General features: G+C 48.7%; 34 protein-coding genes and 1 pseudogene. 16 read left to right on the plus strand and 19 right to left on the minus strand.

The genetic code is table 11. The features are described from left to right. Positions 1-17 precede the first annotated feature (17 nt). Together ACQ29O_RS12660 and ACQ29O_RS12665 are read right to left on the minus strand one after the other, a co-directional pair. Positions 18-470 carry a lysozyme gene (locus ACQ29O_RS12660; RefSeq protein WP_000984586.1) on the minus strand — a complete coding sequence of 151 codons (453 nt, stop codon included), beginning with the start codon at positions 468-470 and terminating at the stop codon, positions 18-20. Then, complete coding sequence (locus ACQ29O_RS12665) at positions 454-783, minus strand: phage holin, lambda family (RefSeq protein ID WP_001574216.1); 330 nt, start codon at positions 781-783, stop codon at positions 454-456. The genes ACQ29O_RS12660 and ACQ29O_RS12665 overlap by 17 nt, the downstream gene beginning before the upstream one ends. Before the next feature lie 275 nt (positions 784-1058). Here ACQ29O_RS12665 and gtgA point away from each other — a divergent pair, with 275 nt between their 5' ends. Together gtgA and ACQ29O_RS12675 are read left to right on the plus strand one after the other, a co-directional pair. Further along, the gene (gene gtgA / locus ACQ29O_RS12670; protein ID WP_001574215.1) at positions 1059-1745 is read left to right on the plus strand and encodes a type III secretion system effector protease GtgA; all 687 of its coding nucleotides are present in this window, start codon (positions 1059-1061) and stop codon (positions 1743-1745) included. A gap of 360 nt (positions 1746-2105) precedes the next feature. Further along, positions 2106-2555: a hypothetical protein gene (locus ACQ29O_RS12675; RefSeq protein ID WP_000798708.1), complete on the plus strand. Its 450-nt coding sequence runs from the start codon at positions 2106-2108 to the stop codon at positions 2553-2555. A 373-nt stretch (positions 2556-2928) separates the two neighbouring features. On the opposite strand, the gene ACQ29O_RS12680 is transcribed toward ACQ29O_RS12675, so the two are convergent. The 8 genes and pseudogenes from ACQ29O_RS12680 to ACQ29O_RS12715 all read right to left on the minus strand — a co-directional run bounded on the left by ACQ29O_RS12680 (position 2929) and on the right by ACQ29O_RS12715 (position 8172). Continuing rightward, entirely contained in the window at positions 2929-3453 is a 525-nt protein-coding gene (locus ACQ29O_RS12680) for a hypothetical protein (protein ID WP_001574213.1), read from the minus strand. Between the two features lie 96 nt (positions 3454-3549). Further along, positions 3550-4239 carry a bacteriophage antitermination protein Q gene (locus ACQ29O_RS12685; RefSeq protein ID WP_001097218.1) on the minus strand — a complete coding sequence of 230 codons (690 nt, stop codon included), beginning with the start codon at positions 4237-4239 and terminating at the stop codon, positions 3550-3552. Next, on the minus strand, positions 4236-4319 hold the full coding sequence (locus tag ACQ29O_RS12690; protein ID WP_012539865.1) for a YlcG family protein: 84 nt from the start codon (positions 4317-4319) through the stop codon (positions 4236-4238). Before ACQ29O_RS12690 ends, ACQ29O_RS12685 begins: the two co-directional genes overlap by 4 nt. 49 nt (positions 4320-4368) lie before the next feature. Beyond that, positions 4369-4515, minus strand: a pseudogene (locus ACQ29O_RS12695) (recombination protein NinG); the annotation flags it as partial. Between the two features lie 77 nt (positions 4516-4592). Continuing rightward, positions 4593-5192, minus strand: coding sequence for a DUF1367 family protein (locus ACQ29O_RS12700; RefSeq protein WP_000940753.1), 600 nt, complete (start codon positions 5190-5192; stop codon positions 4593-4595). Between the two features lie 63 nt (positions 5193-5255). Beyond that, positions 5256-5504 (minus strand): hypothetical protein, encoded by a 249-nt coding sequence (locus tag ACQ29O_RS12705; protein ID WP_000911593.1) that lies wholly within the window; start codon positions 5502-5504, stop codon positions 5256-5258. Positions 5505-5775: 271 nt separating this feature from the next. Continuing rightward, positions 5776-5874 carry a hypothetical protein gene (locus ACQ29O_RS12710; protein ID WP_223151200.1) on the minus strand — a complete coding sequence of 33 codons (99 nt, stop codon included), beginning with the start codon at positions 5872-5874 and terminating at the stop codon, positions 5776-5778. Between the two features lie 318 nt (positions 5875-6192). After that, complete coding sequence (locus ACQ29O_RS12715) at positions 6193-8172, minus strand: alkyl/aryl-sulfatase (RefSeq protein ID WP_001237395.1); 1980 nt, start codon at positions 8170-8172, stop codon at positions 6193-6195. A gap of 396 nt (positions 8173-8568) precedes the next feature. Here ACQ29O_RS12715 and ACQ29O_RS12720 point away from each other — a divergent pair, with 396 nt between their 5' ends. Further along, positions 8569-9699 carry a GGDEF domain-containing protein gene (locus tag ACQ29O_RS12720; RefSeq protein ID WP_000529511.1) on the plus strand — a complete coding sequence of 377 codons (1131 nt, stop codon included), beginning with the start codon at positions 8569-8571 and terminating at the stop codon, positions 9697-9699. A 286-nt stretch (positions 9700-9985) separates the two neighbouring features. On the opposite strand, the gene ACQ29O_RS12725 is transcribed toward ACQ29O_RS12720, so the two are convergent. Genes ACQ29O_RS12725 through ACQ29O_RS12745 form a run of 5 tightly spaced genes read right to left on the minus strand, consistent with a single transcriptional unit; the run spans position 9986 to position 12628 of the window. Continuing rightward, positions 9986-10381 carry a DUF977 family protein gene (locus ACQ29O_RS12725; protein WP_000089416.1) on the minus strand — a complete coding sequence of 132 codons (396 nt, stop codon included), beginning with the start codon at positions 10379-10381 and terminating at the stop codon, positions 9986-9988. A 12-nt stretch (positions 10382-10393) separates the two neighbouring features. Further along, positions 10394-10936: a replication protein P gene (locus tag ACQ29O_RS12730; RefSeq protein ID WP_158000546.1), complete on the minus strand. Its 543-nt coding sequence runs from the start codon at positions 10934-10936 to the stop codon at positions 10394-10396. Beyond that, positions 10848-11846: a DUF1376 domain-containing protein gene (locus ACQ29O_RS12735; protein WP_000729536.1), complete on the minus strand. Its 999-nt coding sequence runs from the start codon at positions 11844-11846 to the stop codon at positions 10848-10850. The genes ACQ29O_RS12730 and ACQ29O_RS12735 overlap by 89 nt, the downstream gene beginning before the upstream one ends. A gap of 46 nt (positions 11847-11892) precedes the next feature. After that, complete coding sequence (locus ACQ29O_RS12740; RefSeq protein WP_001574210.1) at positions 11893-12387, minus strand: toxin YdaT family protein; 495 nt, start codon at positions 12385-12387, stop codon at positions 11893-11895. Next, entirely contained in the window at positions 12374-12628 is a 255-nt protein-coding gene (locus ACQ29O_RS12745; protein WP_001033912.1) for a helix-turn-helix domain-containing protein, read from the minus strand. Before ACQ29O_RS12745 ends, ACQ29O_RS12740 begins: the two co-directional genes overlap by 14 nt. Before the next feature lie 98 nt (positions 12629-12726). Here ACQ29O_RS12745 and ACQ29O_RS12750 point away from each other — a divergent pair, with 98 nt between their 5' ends. Beyond that, a complete protein-coding gene (locus tag ACQ29O_RS12750; RefSeq protein WP_001574209.1) occupies positions 12727-13125 on the plus strand; it encodes a helix-turn-helix domain-containing protein in 399 nt (132 codons plus the stop codon). Between the two features lie 440 nt (positions 13126-13565). Here ACQ29O_RS12750 and ACQ29O_RS12755 read toward each other — a convergent pair whose 3' ends face one another. Beyond that, entirely contained in the window at positions 13566-13796 is a 231-nt protein-coding gene (locus ACQ29O_RS12755) for a hypothetical protein (protein ID WP_158001424.1), read from the minus strand. A gap of 334 nt (positions 13797-14130) precedes the next feature. Here ACQ29O_RS12755 and ACQ29O_RS12760 point away from each other — a divergent pair, with 334 nt between their 5' ends. From ACQ29O_RS12760 to ACQ29O_RS12800, 9 genes are all read left to right on the plus strand, one after another. Then, the gene (locus ACQ29O_RS12760; RefSeq protein WP_000103933.1) at positions 14131-14406 is read left to right on the plus strand and encodes a hypothetical protein; all 276 of its coding nucleotides are present in this window, start codon (positions 14131-14133) and stop codon (positions 14404-14406) included. Positions 14407-14409: 3 nt separating this feature from the next. Then, on the plus strand, positions 14410-14616 hold the full coding sequence (locus ACQ29O_RS12765; protein WP_000682660.1) for a cell division inhibitor protein: 207 nt from the start codon (positions 14410-14412) through the stop codon (positions 14614-14616). A 75-nt stretch (positions 14617-14691) separates the two neighbouring features. Further along, positions 14692-15027, plus strand: a complete 336-nt coding sequence (locus ACQ29O_RS12770; protein WP_000799627.1) for a hypothetical protein — start codon at positions 14692-14694, stop codon at positions 15025-15027. A 140-nt stretch (positions 15028-15167) separates the two neighbouring features. Continuing rightward, entirely contained in the window at positions 15168-17858 is a 2691-nt protein-coding gene (gene recE / locus ACQ29O_RS12775) for an exodeoxyribonuclease VIII (protein WP_020937018.1), read from the plus strand. Next, positions 17851-18681 carry a recombination protein RecT gene (gene recT / locus ACQ29O_RS12780; RefSeq protein ID WP_001126031.1) on the plus strand — a complete coding sequence of 277 codons (831 nt, stop codon included), beginning with the start codon at positions 17851-17853 and terminating at the stop codon, positions 18679-18681. The genes recE and recT overlap by 8 nt, the downstream gene beginning before the upstream one ends. A 46-nt stretch (positions 18682-18727) precedes the next feature. Further along, the gene (locus ACQ29O_RS12785; RefSeq protein ID WP_000280163.1) at positions 18728-18913 is read left to right on the plus strand and encodes a DUF1187 family protein; all 186 of its coding nucleotides are present in this window, start codon (positions 18728-18730) and stop codon (positions 18911-18913) included. A gap of 98 nt (positions 18914-19011) precedes the next feature. After that, positions 19012-19440: a hypothetical protein gene (locus ACQ29O_RS12790; RefSeq protein WP_000743301.1), complete on the plus strand. Its 429-nt coding sequence runs from the start codon at positions 19012-19014 to the stop codon at positions 19438-19440. Positions 19441-19500: 60 nt separating this feature from the next. Further along, positions 19501-19779, plus strand: a complete 279-nt coding sequence (locus ACQ29O_RS12795) for an excisionase (protein ID WP_001575998.1) — start codon at positions 19501-19503, stop codon at positions 19777-19779. Then, a complete protein-coding gene (locus ACQ29O_RS12800) occupies positions 19754-20833 on the plus strand; it encodes a tyrosine-type recombinase/integrase (protein WP_000087636.1) in 1080 nt (359 codons plus the stop codon). The genes ACQ29O_RS12795 and ACQ29O_RS12800 overlap by 26 nt, the downstream gene beginning before the upstream one ends. A 382-nt stretch (positions 20834-21215) precedes the next feature. Here the strand turns inward: ACQ29O_RS12800 and ACQ29O_RS12805 are convergent, their stop codons facing one another. The 3 genes from ACQ29O_RS12805 to yobA are packed head-to-tail and all read right to left on the minus strand — an operon-like array spanning position 21216 to position 22836. Beyond that, a complete protein-coding gene (locus ACQ29O_RS12805; protein ID WP_000722370.1) occupies positions 21216-21569 on the minus strand; it encodes a YebY family protein in 354 nt (117 codons plus the stop codon). 16 nt (positions 21570-21585) lie between these two features. Further along, a complete protein-coding gene (gene copD, locus ACQ29O_RS12810; protein WP_000979694.1) occupies positions 21586-22461 on the minus strand; it encodes a copper homeostasis membrane protein CopD in 876 nt (291 codons plus the stop codon). Next, positions 22462-22836 (minus strand): CopC domain-containing protein YobA, encoded by a 375-nt coding sequence (yobA, locus tag ACQ29O_RS12815; protein ID WP_000168393.1) that lies wholly within the window; start codon positions 22834-22836, stop codon positions 22462-22464. Between the two features lie 137 nt (positions 22837-22973). Here yobA and ACQ29O_RS12820 point away from each other — a divergent pair, with 137 nt between their 5' ends. The 3 genes from ACQ29O_RS12820 to exoX all read left to right on the plus strand — a co-directional run bounded on the left by ACQ29O_RS12820 (position 22974) and on the right by exoX (position 24690). Next, positions 22974-23204 carry a DNA polymerase III subunit theta gene (locus ACQ29O_RS12820; protein WP_000856224.1) on the plus strand — a complete coding sequence of 77 codons (231 nt, stop codon included), beginning with the start codon at positions 22974-22976 and terminating at the stop codon, positions 23202-23204. Positions 23205-23311: 107 nt separating this feature from the next. Next, entirely contained in the window at positions 23312-23968 is a 657-nt protein-coding gene (locus ACQ29O_RS12825; protein ID WP_000100257.1) for a carbon-nitrogen hydrolase family protein, read from the plus strand. 23 nt (positions 23969-23991) lie between these two features. Then, positions 23992-24690, plus strand: coding sequence for an exodeoxyribonuclease X (gene exoX / locus ACQ29O_RS12830; protein ID WP_000944288.1), 699 nt, complete (start codon positions 23992-23994; stop codon positions 24688-24690). Positions 24691-24720 lie beyond the last annotated feature (30 nt).

Below are 24720 nucleotides of genomic sequence, written 5' to 3' on the forward strand. Positions count from 1 at the left end.
CGTTTTCCAGTTGAACATCATGACAGGAACAGAGCACGCTCCGCCTCACGCCGACGGGTAAGCCCGTTCAGTACTTTGCCACCAGCCTTATTCCAGCGCAGGAACTCATCAGCGGCGCCAGCGTAATCACCAGCGTTTAGCTTCCGCAGCAGAGTTGATGAGGATAATGTCCGGGCGCCGAGGTTGTACGCGAACGACACCAGCGCATCAAACTGGCCTTGCGTCAACTTGACCTTAACCAGTCTGGACACATCATTTTCATAACCGACTAAACCAGTGTTAAGCAAGCGCTCGGCAGTAGCCTCGTCAATCATCATTCCGGGCTTAACTGGCTTACCGTCAACAGAGTGGGTCCAGCCATAACCAATCGTCCAGGGATCTCCCCCCGTTCCCGGGTCCGGATAAGCTGTCAGGCTACAACCTTCAAACTCTTTGATTAGGGTAATGCCTTTTTCACTGATTCTCATCATTAACCCCTGCACGTTTTTTGAGTGCGCTAATTGCGATTTCGCGCAGCTTGTCCACACCGACAAAGCCAATAATTCCGCCAACGAAAGGCGAAATGGAAACCGGCAGGCCTACCACATCAAGCGCACTGGTGACACATAAGGAAAGAGCGCCACACAGGACGCCCTCAAGCCATTTATTTTTACGGGTGGCGCCGTCGTATATCAGTCGGCCGTAGGCAATGAGTCCGGCCATTAACGCCCCAAGTATCTGGGGCCACGCATTTTTGAGTCCGGTCAAAACCGCAGCCCAGAATTCAGGAGTCTTGTCATTCATTTTCATAAGCCTCACCTCCGATGATTTCGGATGGTAACTAGAGTGAGTGAAATGGTTGGGTTGCAGGGTTTAATATCTTGTAAAACAGGATTGCCTGTGGTTGCAGAATCTGAAAGTAAAATCACGCAGAGTACAATTTTAATGGAGGTGAGGCACAAATACTGCAAATTTAGCTTTTAGTTTAATTGATTGCGTGCTGAGTGAATTCTGTTTGACAAAAACATGCTATTTATAGAATGTTAATTCCATGTAATAAAAAGGATGTGTAACTCATCATGCCAACGGGAATTAAACCAATATTTATCAATAATATGATGTCAACATATGGATTATCCCATCCTCATGACAGCAAGGTATTTCCAGACCTTCCAGAACACCAAGATAATCCTTCGCAATTACGCCTCCAACATGATGGTCTTGCTACCGATGATAAAGCCAGGCTGGAACCAATGTGTCTTGCTGAATACCTTATCTCTGGACCAGGAGGAATGGATCCTGATATCGAAATTGATGATGATACCTATGATGAATGCCGTGAGGTGCTATCACGCATACTTGAAGATGCATACACTCAAAGCGGGACATTCCGCAGACTGATGAATTATGCCTACGATCAGGAATTGCGTGATGTAGAACAACGCTGGTTGCTGGGAGCCGGAGAAAACTTTGGTACTACCGTAACTGATGAGGACCTGGAGAGTTCAGAAGGCAGAAAAGTGATTGCCCTCAACCTGGATGATACAGACGATGATTCAATACCAGAGTACTATGAAAGTAATGATGGCCCACAACAATTTGATACAACACGCTCATTTATTCACGAAGTTGTACACGCGTTGACTCACCTTCAGGACAAAGAAGACAGTAATCCAAGAGGCCCGGTAGTCGAGTATACCAATATCATTTTAAAAGAGATGGGTCACACATCACCACCAAGAATCGCCTACGAATTTAGTAATTGACACTCATCAAAAAATGCAAAATCCCACGATGCTACAACACAGTAACCAGTTCAGGTCTGAGCTAATACAGGTCAGCAGTCCATAGACACTGGCTCCTGTCAGGATGCCACCTGCTAACCCAGTACCAGAAATCGATTCGGACATTCATCCCCCTCTAGTTGTGTGGGGCCTCTCAGTTATGAGGGGAAATAATAAATATCCTCCGGCATAGCCGGAGGATATTTATTCATAAAGAACACAATTAAGAATAATACCGATTTAATTAAAATAACTTGATCTCACAGTTGAAGAATGAATAATAGCGAGCCCTGCCAAGGCAGGGCATAGAAATAACCAACGAGAAGAAATAGGTAGGAACTAATGAAAAACACCGCTCTGGGTAAGTTCATTTTTATCGTCGGCACCGCGTTACTGCTCGGTGGCTGTAGTGGCATGGTCATGCCTCCCTATGCCACCCACGGTACATCGGTCGGAATCATTGCGCCAGCGGGAGGCTATAGCGAGTGGCACACGGATAGCCGCAACCACACCACAGGAGACAGTCACAGCCAGTCACAGGGAAACTGCACCCAAAGTGAAGATAGCCAGCTCAGCGAAAATAGTCTCACACGGACACACCAAAGCAACTGTAACACCCGTAGTCAAACCCACAGCAGTAGCACCAGCAAAACCCGCTCCAGCAGCGTCGGTTTCAGCGTCGGGGGGCCTGTTGGTGCTAGCATAGGGTTGATCAAGCAGATGGAGTCGATGAACCGTGCGCCAGCCAACGATATGAGTAGTAATGAGATGTTCAAGAATTTCGGTTTCTAGCACATAACGCCACCTGGTACCGTTGTGGTGTCTGGCCCGGCGGCTATCTGTAACGACTCACAATCGAAAAAAGTCAGACTCGCAATCAGCGCAAAAATAGATTGTGAGTCCATTGAATGGGGATCGTTGTGCATTTTCATAAGCCTCGCCCCCGATAGCTTGGATGGCGCTGTATTTGTAAGGGTGAGAGGCCCTCGGGCGGGGTTTTAACAACGAAGCGTGTAGATGATGATTTCCGAGGGCTGAATAAAAAAACCGGCGAAAAGCCAGGAAGATGTAAATAAGGCCATTTCGACTCTGTGGACGAAGATACCCTAACATTAGTTTGATGTGTGGCAATTCTTACCGAGGGTGTTGAGCAATCCTCTCTAAACTATTTCTGCGAGGCTATATAAAGTTCATGAGTATCAGCTAACTGCACAAATTTGTACTTAATAGCCCCCAATAAAGTACCTAATCTTGTATGACCCTCCATAAGGTGTAAGCCGCTCTCTCCAGGAATAATAAGCGAACGCTCAATAAACATCGGTGGTTCAGCCCATGTACCGAATTTAAGCCAATGGTTTGCAACCTCTTCACGGGCATCAATGCAAAACTTGCTGCCGCAGGCATTAAAGTCTTCTGAAATCTCGAGCATGTAATCAGGATATGTGGCATTTCTGCCAAACTTTGTAAACTCTGCTGTTTTCAATCTGACCAAATCCCACTTCAGTGATTTAAGATTTAGATGCCCATACAAGGTTTGAAATTCAGAATTATTAGATAACCCACAATAAATTTGCTTAAAAATTTGTTCTGGAGCTTCGATCCCATATTGCTCACGAAGGATGGCAATTCCTTCTTCTTCCTTATACAACGGGTCGGGACCAAAAACTTGAAATAAATCACGATAAAACATCATCAACTCCTATTGCTGATTAATACAAAAATCCCGTTCCTCAGCAGGCTTGCATATTTTAGGCATGATATCAAATTTACATGAAATATATGTATTTCAGTTCGGTTTTGCAAGACTTATATCCAAATTTGTCGCCTTTTGTTGTGAACGCGATCGTGTTACGGAGATAAGCGCATCACTATCAAGCCGTTTAAAGCTGTTACGCATTACTAACCAATGAGACATGTACGTCTCTGTCCAGGTAGATTTTGCCACGCCCATCAGTTCCGCCAACGTTTGGTACTCATACGTCTCACGTCTGGCCAGTTCCGCCTTCACATCCTGCGCAGCAAGCCAGATGAGCTGGCGCAACCGTGCTAAAGTCTTCTTCGCAACTCGCTTCCCTTCCAACTGCTGGCTGAATTTTTCCCAAGCCCATCGAGTTACAGTGACCTGATATTCCCAGCAGGTGTTTTCACTGTAATTCCACAATAGCCAGGCCTTATTATGTTCTTCGAGTGACAAAAGCGCACGGCGCCATGAGGAAGTGGAGTATTCTACGGGCTGCACAAGCGGAATTGCGCTTCCTTTCGCCAGTGATTGCTTACCAGCAATCGGTGGATTATTCAGCGTTATCATTTTTCCGGTCACTTCATCCCTGATACGCTGTTTTTTTCGGGGATAGTTTTTCGTATAGAGCTGGGCGTTCTCCAGCCATGCCTGCAACTGACCTTTCGTGGCGCCACTCAGATCTGCAGTCGCCACGATGAGCTGCTGTCGCACATATTCCAGATATTGTGTATTCATACGGTACCGCCCGTTATCTTCACGTAGTTTTTCAAAATCCGGTAATCGATCAGGATGGAACCCGGAAATGGTATAAGCACAACTGCTACCAGCGAGCACGGAGATGATCGGCAAAGTAGGATTCGAATGTCATGCCGCCTCCAGCTTTTTTAGCGCACGCAGATCCGCTAGTGCAGCGATCCTGATTTCTTTCAGCTCCTCAACCGTCCAACGTTGCGGAGTATTATTGCTCTCAAGTTCCAGCACCTCCGCCTCACCGTAACGCTCAACCTTCACGCCACGGCGCCGGTATCCCGCCACCAGCTCATCCGCCTCTTCGGTGGTACACACCGGATGCTGAAACCATGTCATTTTCATGCGAACTCCAGCAGATGCGCGGCCACATTTTCAACTTCTTCCAGAGAGGAAAATTTACGAAACAGAATCCAGTTCCACAGGACGTTCAGCACAGCTTTATAGACCTGTTGAAACTCGGTTTCGTCCATACTGGCGAATGCTATGGATTTCGCCCGGCGCCCGCGACTGCCATCCGGATAAAAATGCTCGGTATAAAACCCGGCCTGAACGGTTACCCATTCCCGGAAGGCATCGAAAGACTTAAGAAGGGCGACGTCCCCGGTTCGCAGGGTAGCTACGTTATGGAGGTACTGTTCCGCCGCCTCGTTAAGGGCCGGGGTATACTCCTGGCCTGCGGAGTCGCAAAGAAAATTAACGAACCCGGAGATAAGTTTCTGTTCCCGCGATGTGACCGTGCCGCCCGTTGGCATCCAGTAGTCGAAACCAAGCTGAAGGAGTTTAAAAAATCGTTTATGAAAGGCGTAGTTGCGGACACGTTTAAAATCGGCGTGTATCCACTCACCGATTTTTACTGAGCGCAGGAAATCCCCACTCTCCGGCGTCGCCGGGAGCAGAAGCCCTGATGAGGTTTGCTTGACCAGTTGTAAATGCGCCATCGTTCTCTCCGTTGGCGCAGTAGATTGGGAGTTCAGCCCGCAGACGAGTATAACAAAGGATGATTATTCATGATAACCGGCCCTGATAGTCAGCTCATTAATCAGGGTATCGCTCCCCATGATGTCATTTTGCAACAACGGCAGAAACCGGACATAGCGGCCATCCCGATACATCAATGACCTGTTGCAGTCAGGAAAAAAATCCATTTCAGCAATTACTGTCATGTCATCACGGCGAATAACAGCATATTTACAAGTGAATGTTTTATTTAAATTTTTCACGGTGTCTCCATAGATAACGAACTTGAGCATTTTTAAAGCATCTTCATTCTCAACATTAATACATAGGAGACTATTAATTATCATCATCAATAAATATGTCTATTTTTTGACCATATGCAATGACATTTTCTCTGTGTTCTATTTATAATCTTATAACTGGTTATTTTTTGACATGCTCATTTCCCGGACATTAAAAAAACCGCCGGCGCAGGTATTAAGTGCGGGTACATTGAGGTTGTCTGACACATCACAGGTGATGGAGATTCATCCCCCAAGGTCTCTTACTTAGCAATGAAGACAACTACCTTCTCTCTGTCTGGCCGGTTCGATCGCAGTCTCTCCTCGTTACTGGTGCAGTCACTGTGACAGTGATGCAGATGATAATCAGGACGATTAACATCGCTGCGGTTGACTTATCCGGCAAAATTATGCTGCCATGATGCCAGTTAACCATACTGGCATCATGGCCAACCGGCATCGAAAAGCATGTTGGCCAGACTCGCAGGCCATTGAATCACGCAACAACCAGTTACTGTCATCTGATGAAAAAGGCTGTGCATAACAGAATCAGAACTGACTGGTATCAGGGCCATGTTCTTCAGCAGCAAATACATAAGATGAAGCAAGATATAAAGAATGAAGGGAAAATAGAGTATAAAAAACGTACAGAATTGTCTGAAGTAACTTCCCTGCAGCATTGACGCCGCAGGGAATCTATTTATGGTGTAACTATATTGAACCAGAACTCAAACTTGTCCATATAGCCCAGCATCTCATCCAGTTTCGCAGCATTACCGGTAACGTTGACTTCTCCTTTATCTTGAGCCTGCTTCAGAGTTTCTTCCTTCAGGATAATTTTATTCAGCGTGTCACGGTTCAGAGTAATCGTGGCATCAGCATCTTTCGCTTCAGCATTAGCCGTGTGGTTCAGCACGCCATTTTCCAGCTCAAGCTTGTACTTTCCGCCGTCGCTGCCAAGGTCAATATTAAATACCGCCCGGGCATTACCCGCTTTTTCACCGTTGATATGTACAGCCAGAAAGTCGAAGAACATTTCAGGGGTCATCGCCCGAACGGTATCCGGACTTGCTGTATTTGGCGTCGGACCTTTAACCACACCGTTACGCAGCTCCTGCGCACCGGTCAGGTAGAAGTTACGCCATGGACCAGATTCAGCCTGATACCCCAATTGCTCCAGCGCATCGGCTTCAAGGTTACGTGCATTCTGGTTATTTGGATCGGCAAACACGACCTTACTCACCACCTGAGCAACCCAACGGTAGTTCCCCTGGTCAAAGTCTGCTTTAGCTTTCTGAAGAATCGCATCGGCACCGCCCATGTATTCAACAAATTTCTTGGCCGCTTCTTCGGGTGGCAGCTCATCAAGGGTTGCCGGATTGCCATCGAACCAACCGAGATACAGCACATACGTTGCTTTTACGTCATGGCTGATAGAGCCGTAATAGCCGCGGTTGGCCCAGGTTTTTGCCAGGCTATCCGGTAGTTTAAAGTTGGCCGCTATTTCGTCGCGAGTCAGACCTTCATTGGCCATGCGCAGAGTCTGGTCATTGATATAACGATACAGGTCTCGCTGGCTTTTCAGCAGACCAACAACATTCTCGTTACCCCAGGTCGGCCAGTGGTGCTGGGCCATAATAATTTCAGCTTTGTCACCCCAACGCACTATAGCTTCGTTGATATATTTCGACCACGGCAACGGCTCACGAATTTTTGCGCCACGTAGCGAGTAAGTGTTATGCAGGGTGTGAGTGACGTCCTCTGCGGCTTCGATGAGTTTCTTCTCTTCGATGAACCACAGCATTTCCGAAGGGGCTTCCGAACCAGGGGCCAGCATAAAGTCGTAAGTCAGGCCATCAATCACTTCTTTCTGGCCGTCTTTATCGATGATATTAGTGGGCGCAATCAGTGTCACCGTCCCCGCAGAGGTGGTCGTCCCCAGTCCGGCGCCAACCTGGCCGGAGGCATCTGGTTTCAGGAGGTTGCCATACATATAGCTGGCACGGCGGCTCATCACGTTGCCGGCCATAATATTCTCGGCTACTGCTGCCTCCATAAAGCCAGCAGGCGCATACACTTTCACCTTGCCGGATTTCACGTCCGCTTCATCGACAACGCCACGCACACCGCCATAGTGGTCAACATGGCTATGAGTATAAATGATGGCGACAACAGGCTTATTGCCACGGTTTTTGAAATACAAATCCATACCGGCTTTGGCTGTTTCCGCAGAAACCAGCGGATCGACAACCGTAATCCCCTCTTTACCTTCGATAATCGTCATGTTGGATAAATCAAGGTTACGAATCTGGTAGACGCCGTCTGTGACTTCAAACAAGCCACTGATATTGATTAGCTGGGACTGACGCCACAGACTAGGGTTAACAGTGTCAGGAGATTTTTCCCCTTCTTTTATGAAAGCGTACTGCTGTGGATTCCAGATGACATTCCCTTGCTCTCCCTTAATCACCTCTTCAGGTAAACCAGCGATAAAGCCTTTATGGGCATTCGTGAAATCGGTGTTATCAGAGAAAGGAAGTTGGTTATAAAGCGCATCGTTAGCTTGCTTGGTTGAAGCAGTGGCACCTTTTGGGGCTTCCTGTGCAAATAAAGGTGTCAGCGCAGTGGAAGAGAGTAGCCCCGCCAGCGCAAAACTTTTAACGATCAACTTAAGTCTCATTTGTACCCCTCATGTAAAAATATTCTGTATCACTCAGTCTGGTAGATTAATTATCTGTTAATTCAAACAATTAAAGTTATTGCTGACCATTTTCTCTCTTTTAAATATAACCAAAACGTTACATTTCGCTATTTATGGATACAAATAAATCGTGTTTTACGTCAGCCAGTTCCATCCTCTTTTAGTAAGTGGGGTAAGCTCGCTTCCCGTTTCCGGGAGACAACTATAATTATTCCCCCTACTACAGAAGCTTTGACTATAAGTTCGTCACTGTGGAACAAAAATCATCTCATCAGCCAAAAATGCTGCCTGGCCTGATAGCTTTTCCATTTTTCACTGTGAGGTATCTGCGCACTACACTGGATAGTAATTATTCATTATATGAGGCGGTTAAGGATGGGGCAGGATTCGGACGACAGGCGCCGTACTTCCAGTGCTGGAAGGATATGGCAGGATCATAAAGATATGGTCACGCAAGCGCTACGTGTAAGTATTCCGTGGTTCACATTTGTGAATATCAGTTTTGCGCTTATCATTTTATTTCGCCACATACTCATCAGTGACTTTGACAAGTCGATCAGTGCACAGACTGGAATACTGCCTTTAATAGACGATATTATGGGCAGTATTATTGTTTTTTCGTTCCTGATACTCCTTTTCATTTACCGCCTTCCGGCCAGATTTACTCCTCTTTGTCTGGTGATGCTGCTGATTCTCAGTCTGATGTGGAGCTATTGTAGCTACTTTTTTATTGTCTGGTGGCAACTGCCTTTTGCCTGGCCTCTCAGTGTCATCCTTATGCTTACCGCGCTGGCTGCGCTTTATTATCATCTGCCAGCGTTGCTATTTTTCATCGTCCCGTTATGGCTGACCGCCCTGCTGGCCAGTGTGCAGCTTAACCAGTATGTGAATATCCGGTTTTTATTAGTCTGGCTTACTCTTACCACCATACTCATTTATGGTCGCTTTATCCTGCAGCGCTGGTTTGATGAAGCCTGGTTGCGTTACCAGGAAAACCGGATGCTTATCGCGCGTCTCGACGTTATGGCTCACCAGGATGCACTGACCGGGACCGCTAATCGACGTTCAATGGAAAGTTTTCTTGGGGATGCTCTCCGCCAGACGGAGCCGTTTGCACTGATCATGCTCGATGTGGACTATTTCAAAAACTATAACGACCATTATGGTCACCAGGCTGGCGATGCCTGTCTGGCAAAGGTGGCCGGGGTAATGAAGAGGTCGGTTCGTACTCCGGCAGACCTGGTGGCACGTTACGGGGGCGAGGAGTTTGTCGTTGTGCTGCCTTCGTCGTCGCTGAATGAAGCTGCACTGGTTGCTGAACGTATTCAGACAAACCTGCGTGACACCGCAATGCCGCATGCAGCATCTGCGGTTAGCGAAACGGTCACCGTCAGTATGGGCATCACCCTTTCCACAGCCGGTGACACTGTTACCGGCATTATTGCCAGAGCGGACGAGGCCCTTTATCGGGCTAAACAACAGGGACGTAATCGTTGGGTAAAGTAAAACCAGTTGCCCGGTGTTTGATACAGATGATCACCTTGCCATACTCAGATAATTAAAACTGAATATTTGGAAGCAAAAAAGACAGTCGGACTCACGGAACCTTTGCGCTGGTACAGCCTGAATATCAGATAAAATTATGTCCAGCCGCAGACAACCAGTTGACAGTGGAATATTCCTGGTGTTGTGAACAAGGCGACATTCACAACACGACTGTGCTCACGGAATTCAAATGCCGAACGGGTGATTACGATATTCGCTACCTCTGCAAAGTTATATTATTCGATTTTCATGCAGATTTCGCCTCCCGGTAATGTCCCCGATAAAATGCCAGTACCCTTTGCATCGTCACGCTGTTCCGGCACTCCGTACAGATAACGTTTCTGGTCCGGTCGTAGGAACTCACGACACCTTCCGGCGTTTTCAGAAAGCGGGTAATCCTGGCATCTTCACGTTTCTGCTTCCAAAGCAGGAAAGCCTGTTCCGAAGGAAAAATACCGCTTCTCCCGGCCTGATACAGATCCCCACAACTTTCCGCCTTTTCCAGGTAGTGGCGGGCTGTAAAAATGGTTAACCCTGTTATCTTCCGCAGCTCTCCAAACGTCATCCGACCATGTGTTCGTACCAGTTCCGTCAGGCGCTTCTGTATTTCAGCTTTCTGCGCCGGTGTGTAATTTCTGCTCATAAGTCCCCCCTGTTAAAGCCTTCCCGCCGCCTTACGCCGTCTGAATTCTTCCATCATCAGTTGTGCCGGGGTTGGCCCTGCCGGATGGCGCGGCGCTGCAAGTTGACGGCGTACCGGCGGTATGCTGAAACCATTACCGACGTGTTTTGTCCACTTCGCCAGTAACCGTTCTGCAAGTCGTTTCAGTTCGCCTTCCGTCATCTGGTGCTCAACGCCCGTTCTGCGCATCTCGGTGCAGATGTGATACAGAACCGGCTGAGGCCACGGATATTTATCACTGCCGGAGTAGCGCCAGGACTCGTTACGCCAGTGACGATATTCCGCCAGCACCGCATCGGCTGTGAGACCAAACGCATTAGCTCCGCTTTCAGAAACCAGCGCAATAAACTCAGCCAGGTCCGGCGGCCATGTCTCAGCCGCCCGGCATCGCTCCATACACTGCTGACAAATCAGCCGGATTTGGCGCTCAGTCATCGCCCCAATCTGGGCCACCCACAGCTTCGAAGGTGCCGCGCCGTTCTTCTGCGTCCATCGGTTCGAATAAATTTCCCCCATGACTTCCCAGAGTCGCCAGGCCGTCTCCGTCGCTGGCGATCCCGTTTTCGCGTTCCCACTGCACGCGGGCTGCCCTGATTTGCTGTACTGCCCGCGATGCGGTGCTGTCTGGCTGGATTTCTGCATGGCTTTCTCCCCTGCTGGCTGGTTTCGCCTTTGCCCTGACGTGGTTTACGTGACGGGCGAATTTTTGTTCCCACTGGATTTGTGTGAACACCTTTCCCTCCGACGTCCAGTAATCCCTGAACGCGACAAGCTCCGTAGGTAAATACTCCGGCTCTGGTAACGCAACGCCCCAATGGGCGGCCCGTTGTCGGAAATCCAGCGAGGGATGCCAGTCATCCATCATTGAGAATTTCCCGATCGGCTCGTTCAGGTATTCCGGTTCAGTCACGACAGGCTGTTGCATAATTCCAGGCTGACTAACCGGAGCACTCGCGCGCGCGCACGCGTTATGTGTGGGGTTTAATTCTTTTAGATCTATATCTTTATTAGTTCCCTTTTTGTTGGCTTCCTGTTTAAACACCGAACCAACACCTGTTGAACATGTGTTACTTCCACTGGCGGCCTGCGTTTTCTTCCTGTTCCTTCTGGACTGAACAGATGCTTTCCCTGCTGCCGACTTTTTCGCCAGAACATCCCTGACCGCAGCGAGATCATTTTCGATACGCTCATGAGTCCATTCAGTGCCGTTATCAATGAAAAATTCTCTCAGGGACTCTTCCACAGCCCCCCATCGTTCACTGCTAATCCGAGCAATTTTTGCCAGCCTGTTTTTCGGGATAGCTCTTCCGGTCTGCCAGTAATTGAACATCAACAACAAATAGGCTCCATGCTCCTCGGCAGAAAGGTGCATGGTGTCCGCCAGATAATCAGCGATGTAAAGCTGCATGTATGGAAGTGCGGCCATAAAGCCTCTCTACGCTCTTTTCCGGGCGATCTGAAAACATAAAAAATTACTCACTGGTCATGTCTCTGGTACTGCTGGCGATAACCGCTACGTAACGCCTGTAACGCATATATGGCCTCGTCACACTCCCGCTCAAAATCCGCCAGCGGCGCGCCAAGAAGTACCGCGCTTGCCACTGCGGTTTTTTTAAAAGCTGTGAAAGCAGGTATTCAATGCTCTGCCCTGCCGTTATTCGTTTATGCAGTTCCGGCGCACTTTTGCGGATCGCCTCCAGAATAGCGGGGGTCAGTGCAGAGAATTTCTCGCAGTGCTCCGCCGTTTCCCGTTTCCGCCAGCGCTGAAAAATGTTTATCCGGTTACGGCGCCATGCGTCGTAATCCACCGTTCCGTCGTCACGCTCGATACGGTGAACCGCTATTTCCGGTCGCGCCGGCTGCTCCAGGAATGCGCGGGTAATCAGCTGCGTGGCGGTTTCCTGGGTTATCTGTAGATATGCCAGCCATGACGATAACGCCTGACTGGCTGTTTCAGGGGTGATCATGGTTGTTCACCTTCGTTAATATGGTTCTGCTATCGTTCACATGAGGCGGGAAAACATCATCAAGAACACAGCGAGATCCCAGATGGTTAAGTGTGGCAACAATTTTTCGGCACTCCTCCAGTCCGGGTGTGCGAAAATTTGCTTCGTAGTTCGCCAGACGGCTCTGTATCCATCCCAGGTGAGTAGCAAGCTGCCGTTGAGATAGCCCCAGTTGCTTTCTGTATGTTGAAATTTTGTTCATTTAAAACCTCCGAATTTTATTATTCACAATTCGTGAGCACAGTCAACTACACATACGTGAGTATCATCAGTTTCACGTAGCGTGATAAAATTCCAAACATGAAAACGATTGCAGAACAAATTGGCGAGCGTCTTAAAACTATCCGCCAAAACAGAGGATTAAGCATGGGACGACTGGCTAAGCTATGTGGCTGGTCGGGGTCGTCACGCATTGCAAATTACGAGGCTGGAACGCGGAGTATTGGAGCTGAGGATGCCATTACGCTTGGTCAAGTGCTTGGCATTTCCCCCGCAGAACTAATGTTCGGTAAGCAGGAAAATGCCAACTCATGGCTGAGTGATAACCAACAAAAGCTACTCGAATTGTTTAATCAACTGCCAGCATCAGAGCAAACACGTATGCTTGATCTGTTTGAAATCAGATTAAAAGAAATTGATGAGTATGTAGAACAATACCTTAGAAGCAGACAGCATAAAAAAGATACTCCATCCTCTTGAGCTAACCTCCCCTCTTAGTAATCCCGCAAATGCGGGATTTTTTTGCTTATCCATATCCCACCAAGAAAATAATGCTCACAATTCATATTGACAAATTACTCACGATATGTGAGCATTTGATATATCAAGACAACGCCAGACCAGATAACAGCCGGACAATACCAAGAGTTATCCCGCTGCTGAGTCGGGCTAAGTAGCCAGCCTGAGGCATACGAACATGACGGCAGTTGTTGTTAAGTAACAAGCGCAGTAGATAAAACGTTCCGCCGCCGGGCGTTAAGCGGGAATGAGGTCAGCATGGATTTCAATACCCCCATGGAAAAGGCTTACCAGGAATACTTTCAAAGCCTTATCGAAGGTAAGGGGGCGCTAAGCTTCGCAGAATTTGTAGAGGTACTGTCATGAAAATAGAAATATTCAGAATTGAAGGACGAGTTTGTTTACTCATATCCCCAATCAGTATCTCTATCGCGGAGCGCCTTGCTACTGCCATGGAAAACAGCGAAGTCGTTGCAGCTCTTGGTGCTTATCTCACATCCGTTGGCGAGGCACCAGATGGAGAACTCGTTGGGCTCTATCTCTACTTTGATCACCTCGATACCACTGCGTTCATAACGATCAATCATCTGATTGAAGCGGATAAGCCAGTCCCGATAATCGTCAGGTAGCACCCACGAATCCTTTGCATGATTCGTACTGATCGAGATTTTTGAACCAAAAAACACTAATTGGACGGGGTGTCATTTTTATGTCCTTACTGGTTGTGTGAGAACTCCAGTATACCACCGCCCCGATGTGGATAAAGACGGGCGTCAGCTCCACGATACGGAGCACACAACACGAAAGCGCGTTCGCTACTTAACTAAGGTTGTCGTTAAATCCACCGATCCTGGTTGAGCGCGCTTCCGGTTGCGAGTGGAACCCGTGACATTGCTGTGTGTAGTCTTTGGCGGTACCAGTTCATTCCTTTCTGGTATCCGCCCTTTTTAAACCGGAGATATGACCATGAGCACTATCGGTATTTATCTGGAGGGAGCCGACGCCACAATTAAACCCGTAAACATTCATCGTGTCGGTGTTGAAATTGAAGGTATTTCATTATCTGAACTGGTTGAATCGGTTGATGACACCCCGGAACTTCTTGATGTCATCGGCGAAAAAAATATAGCCCGCTGGATTTCCACCAGAAATAAACTCGACAGCTTTCTTGATTACTTCGACCACCGCGATGTGGCTGACTGGCTTGAAATAAGGGTCAGTGAATTACAACAGGAGGACTGAAAAATGAAACACCAGCACTACGGTACAATGGAGGTCATACGGCAATGTGCGGTTCCCGGAACAATGGTTAAATATAATGACCGGATTTATAAAGCCACGGCTAATACCAGAGGAAAACTGACGTTAACAAATATTCGTGAAAATATTACCATCCGGGATTTAGTTATAGAAATTTATCTTGATGGTAAAGGCGAACCACTGACAAACTGATTAATTTAACAATACCATTTTTTAAATCATGCCAGCAATGGCAGGGATTCACTCAACCTGAAAAAGGAAATAAAAATGAAAAATACAACGCCTGATGCAGCAGTATTACAGGAACTAAAAGAGCTCACCAGCCGTATATTTAAGATATGCGAGCAAAACAATATGCCGGTAGTTATTGGCTATTCATACGAGTTAAACAGAAACGAAGATGGCTATTCAATAAATAAATCAATAACTGCATATGCAGATGAAAAAACAGGAGCATGGGACTCCACTATAGCCGCAGCAGCCATGTTGCTCAAAGTGAAAGACGTCCCCAGGGAGGTTATTGGTGCATTGAAGAGCTTGTCTGTTGCAAGTGATTTTGCGCGGGCGATGTCTGAGGCCTCAAAGGAAAAAAGCCTGCATTAAATGCAGGCGCTTCCCCGGCTTTACATCCCGGGGATGCTGAGGTGAGCGACCAGACCCACCACCAGAGACATGACCAGTGAGCACCCGGAGAGGATTTTCACTGGCAAAACGATTTTAATCTTAACTGAGGTTAAAAAACAATGAGCATTAAGCAGGAAGAATATTCATTTTATTACAAGGTTAAAAATGAAAGTGCCAGGAAACGCCTCGGCTTTAAAGCCGGTTTTTTCTGGTGTACAGCTAAAAAGCAGTCACTCGCCCTCTCCCGTGGCGAACTGGCTATGGATGCTGCCGGATTTGATGAAGCTGATTTTGCCAGACCTGTACGCGTACATTTTCCGGTAGAAAATGACATTCCGCCCGAGGGGGCCTTTGATACTAAATTTTGTGAAAACCGCGAACCCGGTGGCGAAGACGGCAAAACCCTGACACTTATCCCCGGCGCAGCTTCTGCTGTTAAATCAGATGAAACAGAACGCGCCGACGGTGCTGGCACTCCTGCCGGAGAAAACGGGATACAGGAATCTCATAACCCGCCAGCAAACCCTCAATTGACCGTGGTTGCGACACTGCCGTTCCGCCATCGCGTTCTGGCACAGTATATTGGCGATGGAGAATATCTTTATCACGTCGATACAGACCAGAAAAAAGAAATCGCGTGTCTGGAGATGGATACTCAGAATACCACTGTCCAGAACCTGATACTCGCAGCAGAAAATGTAGAGCCGTTCAAAAAAGCTATCGAGCACGATATTCACAAAGCAGTGAATGCGTATAAACAGGTATTTCCTGTCGATGGAAAAGTGCCTGAGTTATGCACCACTATTAAGTTTTTTAAGGAATGGTTCAGTGCTGAACACATTAACCGCGGCCTGCTGATTAAGGAATGGGCTGAACGCCTGAAGAATAAACCTGCACCCGTTAAAAAAACCGGGCCACATAAAATAATTGTCGACGACGTAAATAAGCCAGAACGTCCACGCCGTAGCGAAAAACCGACACACAGAACGATTAACTATGAGCTCGCCTGTGGTTTCTGTGAGGAGCTGGATCTGAATAACCTGCGTCCTGCAATGGATTTTGCAAAACTTATCATCGCCGAAGACCGGGAAGACTGGAAACAAATGTCGATGACAGTGGGCATTATTCCCGACATCAAAGGCTACGACCGACAGACCATTATTAACCTGGTACGCAAAGCGCCAAAGGCCGTACATAACGGTAATCCTGATCTTCGCCGGACGTGGTGCGAAAGCTTTCTTGCCGTTCATGGTGTTCGCGATCCGGACTGGTACGAATATGTGCCTGATAACACCCCAACAACCCATGAAGAAAATGCAGCAAGGCTTCGTCAGGCGGGCAAATGTCTGCGGGATATTGAGACAGGGAGATTTCAGTGTGATGAAGAAAAACCGCAACCGACAGGCGAACTGGCAGATGAACCAGCAACGCCTGAAGCAGTGGAACAGGACACAACTGAACATCATCCGGACCCGCAGCCGCTGGAGAATGAGCCACCTGTAAGCCAGACAGAAGCAGGCTACCAGAAAATACGGGCAGAACTGCACGAAGCACGTAAAAACATTCCACCCAAAAACCCGGTTGATGTTGGTAAACAACTGGCAGCCGCGCGCGGTGAATATGTCGAAGGCATCAGCGCCCCGAACGATCCGAAGTGGGTTTATAACAATTACAGCGCCTCAAATCAGGGTGAAAAAGAAGAAGTGGTGCCGGAGGAAAAACAACCAGCAGCAGAGCCGGAGGCTGTCACCAGAAACGCAGACGGGACTTTCGACGTTTCAGCGCTGTTCAGTGCTCCCTCAAATCAGACCGAAAAAATGGAAGCCAGAACAGAAAGAGATGGAGAAACGCCGAAAGAGAGCAACCAGCAGGAAACGGCTGGCGATACAGGGCAGGAAATTACAACGGACGGTGGATCAGGTACTGGCGGTGATGAAGCTGGCGAAGCGGCAGATCCCGTAGAAAACGGAAATTTCACTGTCCCTGATGATATACAGCCAGGTATTTACTATGACATCCCTAACGAGGCGTATCACGCTGGCCCCGGCGTCAGTAAATCACAGCTTGACGATATCGCAGACACACCAGCAATTTATCTGTGGCGTAAAAATGCCCCCGTGGACACGGAGAAAACAAAGACTCTCGATACAGGAACGGCTTTTCACTGCCGGATACTGGAACCAGAGGAGTTCAGTAAACGCTTCATCATCGCTCCGGAATTTAACCGCCGTACCAGCGCAGGAAAAGAAGAAGAGAAAACCTTTCTGGAAGAGTGCGCCCGGACAGGAAGAACCGTGCTTACGGCAGAAGAAGGCCGGAAAATCGAACTTATGTACCAGAGTGTGATGGCGTTACCGCTGGGGCAGTGGCTGGTTGAAAGCGCCGGATATGCTGAATCATCAGTCTACTGGGAAGATCCGGAAACAGGAATTTTGTGTCGGTGCCGTCCGGACAAAATCATCCCTGAATTTCACTGGATCATGGATGTGAAAACCACTGCTGATATCCAGCGGTTCAGGACAGCTTATTACGATTATCGCTACCACGTACAGGACGCTTTCTACAGCGACGGTTATCGGGCGCAGTTCGGTGAGATACCCACCTTCGTCTTCCTTGTTGCCAGTACAACCGCCGAATGTGGGCGTTACCCGGTTGAGATTTTCATGATGGGTGAAGACGCAAAACTGGCAGGTCAGCGGGAATATCGTCGCAATCTGCAAACCCTGGCCGAATGCCTTAGTAACGATGAATGGCCTGCCATTAAAACTTTATCACTGCCCCGCTGGGCGAAGGAGAATGCAAATGCCTAAACAGCCACCTATTGCAAAAGCCGACCTGCAAAAAACACAGGGAGCACGCACCCCGACGGCAGTGAAAAATAACAACGATGTGATCAGCTTTATCAACCAGCCTTCCATGAAAGAACAACTGGCGGCGGCCCTGCCCCGCCACATGACAGCGGAACGCATGATCCGGATAGCCACAACGGAAATCCGAAAAGTTCCGGCGCTGGGTGACTGTGACACCATGAGTTTTGTCAGCGCCATCGTTCAGTGTTCCCAGCTTGGGCTGGAGCCCGGCGGCGCGCTCGGTCATGCCTATCTGCTGCCGTTCGGAAACAAAAACGAAAAGTCAGGCAAAAAAAACGTTCAGTTAATTATTGGATACCGGGGAATGATCGACCTTGCCCGCCGTTCCGGACAGATTGCAAGTCTTTCCGCGCGCGTCGTCCGCGAAGGTGACGATTTCAGCTTCGAGTTTGGTCTGGAAGAAAAGCTGGTACACCGTCCGGGTGAGAACGAAGATGCACCAGTTACTCATGTCTATGCCGTTGCCCGCCTTAAAGATGGTGGCACACAGTTTGAGGTAATGACCCGTAAACAGATAGAGCTGGTACGGGCACAGAGCAAAGCCGGTAACAACGGCCCGTGGGTTACTCACTGGGAGGAAATGGCAAAAAAAACCGCCATACGCCGCCTGTTCAAATACCTGCCTGTATCCATTGAGATCCAGCGCGCGGTATCAATGGACGAAAAGGAAACGCTGACTATCGATCCGGCTGATGCATCTGTCATCACAGGTGAGTACAGCGTCGTCGAAAGCGCTGGCGTGGAAGAGAACGTGACCGCATAACGGAGACTGGCGGTCGCTGACCGCCTGAAGTGAAGGTGCTTTATTAATGTACAAATATAGAATAACCGCCATCGTCAAAAAGCCAGGTAATTCCCCGACAAACTGGGTTCGTTTTTCTGACAAAAAAATGAATAAAGCCGAGTGTGAAAAAATGCTGGCCGGCAGAACTGAAGCCGGGAAATCACGCGAAGAGAAAGTCACGCTGGAAGAGTTTAAATGTATTAAGGAATAAAGATCGCCTGCTGAATAATTAATTAACCGTAAAAATGCTTTTAAACACCTCTCACGCGGCGGGATTCGTACAGACTGAATGAGGGAGGTAATTGCAGCATGAAGAAGCCTGTCTGTATGTTCTGCGGCGCCCCGGCCACCCTGCTTTGTGACGGGATCATCGGCTGGGATGCCGATGAGGATGAACACGGGCACATGACAAAATGTCGAGCCATGTTCACCTGCGATGCGCCCGTGTGCCGGAACTGCGCTACATGGCATGGCAACATATTTTTCGATGGGAAGATCCGGATGATGGATACACGCGACCTTTGCCCCCAGTGCCAGAAGTTACACGAAGCCGGCGAATTCATACGCGTTGCAGACTACCGGAAAAACTCCGCCCTGCCGCAACCCTGCCTGACTGAAGAGCAGGCTGACAGGATACGCGCCGCGCATTGGGCAGGATTTACAGGACGGCGCGCCGGAGATGTAAAAGTTTTACCAGGCGGCGGTCAGCAGTCCTTTAAATTTTACCCTGATCATTGATGTTCAACCCTGACCGACCGCCACACCGTATAGTTGGCGGCGGTCATGAAGTAAAGAGACATGACTATGAGCTTTGTGAGACTTGAAACCTGGGGTGAATTAAATTATCCCGATGATCCACCACCTCTCACAACACTAAGACGATGGGCGCGAAACGGAAATATTTACCCGACTCCAGTATTACATGGCAGGACGTATCGGGTTGATCCGGACGCGTTTTATATCAAGCCGAATAAAGTGGGACTTGTGCTTGAACAGCACCACCCAAACGGGCGCACCGGAAAACCGAGTGCATTGCTGGAGAAGTTGATCAGTGAGTCGAAAAAAGTACGATGCTAACCTTCCGAGGAACCTCACCTACCGTAAGGCCAGTAAATCTTTTTTCTGGCGTAACCCGCTAACTGACAAGGAATTTCCGCTCGGTCAGATCGCCCGCAGGGACGCTATCACACAGGCCATAGAGGCAAACAACTTCATAGCGCAAAACCACACACCAGTGGCGCTTATTGAAAAGCTAAAAGGAACTGACTCATTCACTGTGTCCGCATGGATTGATCGCTATGAGGTTTTATTACAGCGCCGGAGTCTGTCGGTTAATACCTACAAGATTCGCGGTAATCAATTAGCGACCGTACGCGAAAAAATGGGGGAAATAATACTGGCAGAAGTAACAACCAGGCACATTGCCAAGTTTCTTGAGTCGTGGATAACCGAGGGAAAAAACACTATGGCGGGAGCAATGAGATCAGTTCTATCTGACATGTTCAGAGAGGCTATTGTCGAAGGGCATATTGTGAAAAACCCGGTGGAAGCAACCCGGATACCAGAGATTAAGGTGGCCAGGGAACGCCTGCAACTGGAAACGTATAACGCCACACGAGCGGCAGCAGAGCATATGCCTGCATGGTTCCCTCTCGCGATGGATTTAGCGCTCGTTACTGGTCAACGTAGGGAGGATATCGTAAATATGAAATTTAGTGATGTTTTTGACAACCGCTTATACGTAACTCAGATTAAAACCGGAATGAAAATAGCCATTCCCCTCTCCCTGACACTTCGGGCGACGGGGTTACGTCTGGGAACGGTAATCGATCGCTGCCGACTGGTAAGCCGCACTGATTTCATGATCAGTGCCGGAATCAGGAAAAATAGCCCAACCGGGAATATTCATCCGGATGGATTGACAAAGACATTTGTAAAAGCAAGAAAAGCCTCCGGTGTTAACTTCAGCAATAATCCACCGACATTTCACGAGATCCGAAGTCTGGCCGGGCGGCTGTACAAAAACGAGCACGGCGAGGTGTTCGCCCAAAAACTCCTGGGCCACACATCAGCGAACACCACGAAACTCTATCTCGATGAGCGTGATGATAAAGCTTATATGATGCTCTAATACTCCAATTTTCGTTGTGAAATAAATGTTAAATTTAATTTGATTGTGATATAACCAAAAAGACCGGAATACAGAAATTCGGAAAAATTTCGGAAAATTTCGGATCATTTATCATAAGTAACTGTTTTATAAGAAAAATAAAAAGAGACCGAATACGATTCCTGTATTCGGTCCAGGGAAATGGCTCTTGGGAGAGAGCCGTGCGCTAAAAGTTGGCATTAATGCAGGCTAAATCGCCTTGCCCTTTAAGAATAGATGACGACGCCAGGTTTTCCAGTTTGCGACGAAGGTGATTGAAAAAACCTGGCGTTTTGTCTGTTATCAGAGATAAAAAAACCGTAAGCCTTTTCGTGAAGGTTTACGGTTTTTTATTAAAAATCAGTCAGCTATTGGATGGATCACAAAGCTTTTGCGCACGTTCGATAAACGGCGCCAGACTCATTTTCTCACCGGGCTTCGCCGGGTTATCGATTCGAATGACGGCAATAGGCTGAGCACGCGTTTTACCCTCCGCTACTTGCTGTTCGGCAATGGCATTCAAGGGATACTGCACCAGCGTACTGGGGTTGATCACATAGAGCGCCTGGCCAGGCCGACAGGTCAACATGACCTCTTCCCGATTAAACGCCCACTTGTCTTTTCCTACTTCAAAACGACTTACGGTAATCACCTGCGGCGCCGCCAACGCTACGCCCGAAGTGGCCAGCAGAAGCGCCGGAAGGAGTATTTTTTTCATTCGTTATGCCAGTCCATCAAAAAGGTTCGAGGGTTGCAAACAGGCTGACGATCGCCAGAACTATGCCTCCAACTCCCCATTCAATTTGCGTCATCCTGACAAACCATAGGTCAGTCCGGGGATTTTCCTGTCGCATACGTGGTACGAGAACATACCGATTCGTCAGCGCAATTGCTACCATAAGCACGACCAGCGCACATTTTAACAAAAGCAACTGTCCATAGGTGGTCTGCCAGATAGCGGTAAATCCCGTGATAAATAGCGTGTTGCCAATGCCTGTGAGCAATACGCCCGCCACAAAAAAGTGACCATAACGAGAAAAACGCATCATGGCGCTAATAGCATGTTGACGCCAGCGTCCCTGAGCCATGCGCATACAATAAACCACTGGCAACAGCCCACCAAACCAGGCTGCGGCACAGAGTAAATGCAGAGCATGGTTAATCTGCTGTAATGTTCCCACTACACCGTCGCGCATCGTCGCATGTCCAACGCCTGCCAGCAGGATAAACTGAGCAACGGTGAGAATAAGAAGCCGTCGTTGCATTTTTACCGGCGCAATGACTACCACCGCCAGCGTGACCAGCGCGAGGATAATTTGCCATATCCAGACCGCGCCAAAGCGGGTTTGCAGTACCGCGCCCCACACCGAGACGGAAAAAACATCGGGCCAGCCGCCGCCCATCAGTCCGCCCTGAATCGCCAGCATAAAAGCCGCGCTGATAACGCTCCAGGCGGCGGCATGTCGTTGCAGATGTAAAAATCGACGCGTCATTAAACGACGAATTGATGCGGGTGCCAGCCAGGCGCCGTAAAGCGCGCAGCCGTAGACCAGCATCAAACTAGCAAAATGAATAAATCGGAGAGTTATCCAGACGAATGTCAGCATCATTTATTTCACGCTGAAGGTGTATTTCCCTTTTGTTTTATGTCCATCCACCGACACAACGTGCCAGTCTACCGTGTAAGCGCCAGATTTTAACGGCTGCTCAAGCGGGATAATCAACTGCGTTTTATCCTGTTCATTTCGCTTTGCCGGGCGCGTTTTGATGAGCTCTTGCTGAGGGCCAGTAATGGTTGCGCCGCTGAACCCTGGCTCAATCCCTTCAGAAAAGTTCAGGGTCAGCGCCTGTGGCGAGGCCGTAACGGCAGCATTCGCCGCTGGATACTGATGCGTCAGGTGCGCATGTGCCCAGGCCGCTGGCGTCGCAAATGTCGATGCCAGCAGCAGTAAAGCTAAACGTCGCGATGGTGCAGAAGAAGCCATATTCACTATTCCTTTTTGTTATACCTACGTTACAAAGAATAACCTTCAACAATCAATGAGTCGAGGATCATCATTTCCATCTTGCCATTACCGCGGACTCTTAGTACCTTCTGGCGGCAACAAAAAAGGAGACGCGTATGAAAACGAATCTGGCTCAGCTTGAACAAGCGGAAATGGATAAAGTCAATGTGGACCTGGCGGCAGCCGGGGTGGCATTTAAAGAGCGCTACAATATGCCAGTTGTCGCGGAGGCGGTCGAACGTGAGCAGCCAGAGCACCTACGCGCCTGGTTTCGCGAGCGGCTGATTGCCCATCGTCTGGCTTCCGTATCACTATCCCGACTCCCTTACGAACCCAAAGTTAAATAAAAATTATATAACGTTACACTTCCTTACATGCAGACGACTACATTATAAGGTGATTCTTAACCTATGCTTTTTAGAATGGCTGTAGAGACTATGAAAAGGAAGTCATTATGTCCTCCTGGAAAATTGCTGCTGCGCAGTATGCGCCCCTGAACGCCTCGCCGGCGGAGCATGTCGCCCATCATCTGGAATATATTGAGCTTGCGGCTCGTCAACAGTGCGAACTGCTGGTCTTTCCGTCACTGTCGCTATTAGGCTGCGACGAAAGGAATAAATCGTTGCCCGCCCCGCCTGACGAGGCGCTTTTACAGCCGCTCACTCATGCGGCCGATACCCACCATATGACTATCATTGTGGGTATGCCTGTTGAGCATAACTGCCGCTTCGTAAAAGGCATCGCTATTTTTGCCCCATGGCTAACGTCGCCGCTCATGTTTCACAAAAGTCATGGCGCCTGTATTGCCAGGCAGCGAAGCGCTATCAACGTGGTGGATGAGCAGCCAGAAGGTGGTGATATAGATCCCTCATTTACGTTATTCACAACCAGTCAATGTCTTAACGAACCTGAACTCCATGCTTCTACCTCACGCTTACAACGTTTTTCGCATAAATATGCGCTGGCCGTACTGATGGCCAATGCCTGTGGAAGTAGCGCGCTGTGGGATGAAAGCGGGCAACTTATTGTTCGTGCCGATTGCGGTTCGCTATTACTGACGGGCCTGCGCACAACGGAGGGTTGGCAAGGCGATATCATTCCATTACGCTAAGGTCTTTCGGTGAGGAATGAATCATGTTGCGGATTATAGACACGGAAACCTGCGGGCTGCAGGGCGGGATCGTAGAGATAGCCTCTGTTGATGTCATTGATGGCAACATTGTCAATCCCATGAGTCACCTGATACGCCCCGATCGCCCTATTACGCCGCAGGCGATGGCGATACACCGTATTACCGAAGCCATGGTCGCCGATAAGCCGTGGATTGAAGATGTCATACCGCTTTATTACGGTAGTGAGTGGTATGTCGCTCACAATGCCAGTTTCGACAGACGCGTATTACCTGAATTGCCGGGTGAGTGGATCTGTACCATGAAGTTGTCGCGACGCCTGTGGCCGGGAATAAAATACAGCAATATGTCGCTCTATAAATCGCGCAAACTAAGCGTACAAACGCCACCGGGGCTGCATCATCACCGGGCGCTTTATGATTGCTATATCACCGCCGCCTTGCTGATTGATATTATGCGAACCACCGGCTGGACCGCGGAAGAAATGGTCAATATCACGGGCCGTCCTGCGCTGTTAACCACTTTCCCGTTCGGTAAATACCGCGGTAAGGCGGTATCTGAAGTCGCAAAACGCGATCCGGGCTATTTACGCTGGCTTTTTAATAACCTTGATAATATGAGCCCGGAACTTCGCCTGACGCTTAAACACTACCTGGAAGATGTTCAGGCTGGCGAGCAACGCAGCAATGGAACACCACAATAACCCGCGACGCTCACAAGCCGTTGCGGGCGC

The sequence above is a fragment of the Salmonella sp. GDC200615 genome (genome assembly GCF_050574145.1).
Classification (GTDB): domain Bacteria; phylum Pseudomonadota; class Gammaproteobacteria; order Enterobacterales; family Enterobacteriaceae; genus Salmonella; species Salmonella enterica.